The 4603-nt window shown below is 44.1% G+C and carries 4 protein-coding genes and 1 pseudogene; 2 read left to right on the top strand and 3 right to left on the bottom strand.

What is annotated here, in order from left to right:
• Positions 1 to 1785 (bottom strand): N-6 DNA methylase (locus ACJHX3_RS24325; RefSeq protein WP_410236225.1); only part of this gene is annotated, 1785 nt, incomplete at its 3' end.
• A 99-nt stretch (positions 1786 to 1884) separates the two neighbouring features.
• On the opposite strand from ACJHX3_RS24325, the pseudogene ACJHX3_RS24320 reads away from it, so the two are divergent.
• Positions 1885 to 2190 (top strand): annotated as a pseudogene (locus tag ACJHX3_RS24320) (IS1 family transposase); the annotation flags it as partial.
• 240 nt (positions 2191 to 2430) lie between these two features.
• Here the strand turns inward: ACJHX3_RS24320 and ACJHX3_RS24315 are convergent.
• Positions 2431 to 3477: a zinc-binding dehydrogenase gene (locus ACJHX3_RS24315; protein ID WP_016247927.1), complete on the bottom strand. Its 1047-nt coding sequence runs from the start codon at positions 3475 to 3477 to the stop codon at positions 2431 to 2433.
• 87 nt (positions 3478 to 3564) lie between these two features.
• Positions 3565 to 4419: a tagatose bisphosphate family class II aldolase gene (locus ACJHX3_RS24310; RefSeq protein ID WP_000275529.1), complete on the bottom strand. Its 855-nt coding sequence runs from the start codon at positions 4417 to 4419 to the stop codon at positions 3565 to 3567.
• Positions 4420 to 4526: 107 nt separating this feature from the next.
• On the opposite strand from ACJHX3_RS24310, the gene ACJHX3_RS24305 reads away from it, so the two are divergent.
• Positions 4527 to 4603 (top strand): IS1 family transposase (locus ACJHX3_RS24305; RefSeq protein WP_410236226.1); only part of this gene is annotated, 77 nt, incomplete at its 3' end.

Here is a 4603-nt window from a genome sequence, read left to right as displayed (position 1 = left end):
CACGCCATCTTTTGTCTGCTGCAGTTGTTCAGACAATACTTTCAGCATTTTTTTCTCAACGGCCACGCCATCTTTTGTCTGCTGCAGTTGTTCAGACAATACTTTCAGCATTTTTTTCTCAACGGCCACGCCATCTTTTGTCTGCTGCAGTTGTTCAGACAATACTTTCAGCATCTTTTTCTCAACGGCCACGCTATCTTTTATCTGCTGCAGTTGTTCAGACAATGCTTTCAGCGTCTTTTTCTCAACGGCCACGCTGTCAAACAACATCTGAGACAAATTTTTCACAACATAGTGTCTCGGTGTTAGGTCGTAGCCGTTATCTCTGATTTCCCGTAGGGTCGCAACTTTGCAGAAACCTGTCTGGTCTTTATATTTGGCCAATTTACTATCACCACGCGCTATCCGTGCTGTCAATGCTTTCGGAGAGCTGCGCCAGGCATGGTAGGTATCGGCGATGGTAGCAATATCTTCCGGTGCTAACTCTTTCGTTGTGTGGCGAATCATGGTGCCGAGATGACGCGCATCAATAAACAGTGTCTCACCGTGACGAGACCGGTAACCTCTAGTCTCATCTGCAGCCTTCGATTTCGTTATCAACCATAAACATACCGACATCTGTGTGGTGTAAAACAACCAACCGGGGAGGGCTATCATACAGTCGATAACATCATTCTCGATAAGTTGAGCGCGGATTTCACCTTCGCCACTGTTGTTAGAACTCATCGACGCGTTTGCCAGCACAAAACCTGCTACGCCATTAGCTGACAGTCTAGAAAGCATGTGCAGAATCCAAGCGTAGTTAGCGTTACTGACAGGCGGTATTCGATAACCATCAAATCGAGGATCTTTAATTAATTCTGATTCGTTACGCCAGTCTTTCTGGTTGAAGGGCGGGTTAGCCAGAATATAGTCGGCTTTTAGTTCTGGGTGCTGGTCGCTAAAGAAGGTGTCTGCTGGGCGTTTGCCGAGGTTCGCTGAAAGACCGCGAATGGCGAGATTCATTTTTGCCAGTTTATACGTTATGTCATTCAGTTCCTGTCCGTACAGCGAGATATCTTGGCTTTTCTCCTGATGATTCTCGGCAAACTTAACCGACTGTACTAACATCCCCGCCGAACCACAGCACGGATCATAAATTTTGCCTTGGAAGGGTTCGAGCATTTTCGTTAACAGGGTTACCACGCATTTTGGCGTATAGAACTCCCTCCCGCCTTTGCCTTCAGTTGCAGCAAACCTGCCGAGAAGGTATTCATAAAAACGTCCGAAAAAGTCTTCTTTCGACAGCGATTCAACGTCTGTTTCATGCTCGAATGGTTCGATGTTATCGATAGCGTCAATCAGTGACGTCATTTTTTGGGGCTCGAGGTTCTGGCGACTGAAGTAGTTGTTTGGTAGTCCCCCTTTCAGGGACGGGTTACATTTTTCAATAGTCGAAAGAGCTGAATCTATACGCGCGGTGATATCATCCCGCTTTGCATGTTGCCGAATAAACCCCCATCGGGCTTTTTCAGGCAGCCAAAAGATTTTGGTTTTAGGTAACCAGAAGATATTGTCTTGCTGGTAGAAAACGGTCAGATCAAGGAAATCATCCAAACCGGCGGTAATCATTTTCTGGCGTTGTACTTCAAACTCATCGCTAATTAGTTTTAAAAATACAAGACTTAATACAACAAGCTTGTATTCGGAATATTTTATGTTGCCACGAAGCTGGTTTGCTGCATCCCATAATGTTTCTTCAAAGCCTTTATTTGAACCAACTTTTTGAATTAATACTTTATCCATGATATTTGAAATTAATTTTTAGTATAACATTTTTGACATTATCCACGCCTAAAGGACGTGGATGCCGACGATATTTCGCTGTCGGATGAATCATTTCGGTTCAATGGTGCCGGGGTTCACAATACCGCCAGAACATTGAAAACTGGCGTTAACACCGTCATCAGAACTTAAAAAACTCTCGCCAGAGCGAATAACGTCTTCACCCGTTGCACATGCTGATGTGGCGCTTATCTGCGAACCTTATGAGTAATGGAGCTTCGTTGGCAGTAAAGCCCGGCAGCGCAGGCTCTGGTACGCATACTATACAGGCGTGCTGGCCTGCAAAACACTCTGCTTTTCACGTTCTGGTGAGCTTCACGAAAAAGTCATAGGAGCGTTTTTATTGAAAAATACATATTCTACTAATTGGAGGCGTCACCCTTTTAGCGGCCGGCATCTCATACCATTTGTGCGTTTCAGGGGGAATTTTATCAGTAGGTTATTAATACATGCCTTCACTATCCCCCTCTTCTTAATGCAATTTACTTAAGTGGAGCGGCACACCATTTCATTGGGCAGCTGATTTTTGATAACTTAACTACCCAAGTCCTTAATGGGTGAGCTTGTTACGAACACTATTTTCTCTCCCTTTTAGATACACCAATTTCAAATTGTAAAGTCAAGCATTATCTTTCCGTTCATTGGATTCCCATTAAGCGTCTTCACAGCATCAACATAAGTATCAATATTTCCCTGTACAGCAATCATTGAAGTAAGGTCAATTTTTCCATCCAAGAAAAGCTTTGTAGCAAGTTCCCACTCTTTACCAGGCCACTCACCAGAATAGTTCATCCAACTGCCAAGTATACGGAGTTCCTTACGCAGAATAAAACCAAATATTTTTTCGGGAAGCTTCAGGTCATTATGGAGAGTGCCAACAAGAGCAATTTGAGCTTGGGGCCCCGCGATATGAATAGCCAATTGAACTGCCGCCGAATTACCTGCAGTTTCCAGAATCAGTTGTGAGAAACGACGTGTATTTAGAGCCTTGTCAATCATCTCAGCAGACATTTCTGCGCTATTGTATGTATATGTGGCACCGATTTTTTTCGCTAGTTCAAGTCGCTCTGGATTTATATCAATCGCGGTTACTGACTTCGCGCCTAGCGCTGCGGCACACTGCATCGCCAATAGTCCAATAGTACCGGCTCCAATAATTATAACTTCTTTACCTTCAACTCCTCCAGCCAGCTTCATTGCATGCAGCCCAACTGTTACCGGCTCAAAAAATGCGCCTTCGGTTGGAGTGATACCTTCAGGTAACAGGAATAGGTTATTTCGCGGAACGACAGTATATTCACTGTTACCACCATAACATCTGGAACCAATAAACTGATAGTTTTTGCACTGGGACCATAATTGTCTTTCACATTCAGGACAATTAAAACAAGGCTTGAGTGGGATACAGGAAACGAGGTCGCCCTGTTTCAAGTCTTTAACAGAAGAGCCTGTTTCCTGTACGATACCACTAAATTCATGTCCAAGAATAATAGGGTAAAAATGAGCACCATTATGAAAGATCCGAGGAATATCTGAGCCACATAACCCAGAACAGCAGACTTTTACCAGCACATCATCAACAGATGTGATCTGAGGTACTGTTTTTTCTTCAATGCAAATATTACCACCAGAATTTATTACCACAGATTTCATATAATTACTCCGAATATAAATAGCCATTAGCAGAGAACTGGTTCTCTCCCTCTTTAGTCCTCATTGTTTTTTGTAGGGTACAACGTATTAAATTTTTCCTTCACTGCCGCAGACGCCGATAATACGCGTAACGACTTCCTTCATGGCGGCTTTTGCTGGCTGCATATAATGGCGAGGATCATTTGCCGCCGGATTGTTGTAGAAATATCCTTTTAACGCATTGGCAAAAGCAATTTTCAGTTCTGTCGCAACATTCACTTTGCAGATACCGCTGCGGATACAATGCTGAATGTCCTGTTCCGATAATCCCGAAGCGCCATGCAACACCAACGGAACATCCACTAACTGACGAATTTGTTCCAGCCGGGCAAAGTCTAGACGTGGTTCATTCGTGTACAAGCCATGTGCTGTGCCTATTGCTACTGCCAGGGAGTCAATTTGTGTACGTTGCACAAACTCTGCGGCTGCAACAGGTGATGTATAAGCAGAATCTTTTTCATCCACCAACAAATCATCCTCCTGTCCGCCAAGGCGGCCTAGTTCAGCCTCGACGCTGACATCAAAGCTGTGGCAAAACGTAGTGACTTCTTTCACTCGCGCGATATTTTCTTCAAACGGCAGATGAGAACCATCAATCATGACTGAGCGAATTCCTGCGCGTACTTTATTAAAAATGTCATCGCTATCTTCATGGTGGTCGAGATGTAGGACTAATGGCAGGCGGTACTCATGAGCTAGAGATTGTACTAACGAAATTAAACTTCCCACGCCGCCATAACTATAAGTACTAGGTGTTCCCGCCAATATAACGGGAGAGCGAAGTTGTGCGGCGCTCTCAGCGACAACCTGCAATGTTTCAAGGTTATGAATATTGAAAGCGGGGACTGCATATCCCTCTGACTGGGCTTTTTTCAGCATGTTTTTGCTTGAAATGATGTACATCGCAGCTCCTGTTTTTCGGCGTTCTTCTTACAAAACGAAGAAAGAGAATTCGGTGATGCCACCAGTAAGTTGGATTAGATGTATAATATGAGCTTTTGATATTCTTTATGGCCAGCGTTAACATTCATTGTCCCTGTTGTCAGTCTGCTCAGGTCTGTCGTCATGGGCAGAACCCTGAATGCCA

It is taken from the genome of Escherichia sp. WS1265 (genome assembly GCF_046487585.1).
Lineage (GTDB): Bacteria > Pseudomonadota > Gammaproteobacteria > Enterobacterales > Enterobacteriaceae > Escherichia > Escherichia coli.
This window is presented reverse-complemented; position numbering and strand designations above follow the sequence as displayed.

What these genes read in the sequence shown, in the direction of transcription:
- ACJHX3_RS24315 (WP_016247927.1), bottom strand. Translation starts at nt 3,477, where the DNA reads ATGAAATCTGTGGTAATAAATTCTGGTGGTAATATTTGCATTGAAGAA.
- ACJHX3_RS24310 (WP_000275529.1), bottom strand. Translation starts at nt 4,419, where the DNA reads ATGTACATCATTTCAAGCAAAAACATGCTGAAAAAAGCCCAGTCAGAG.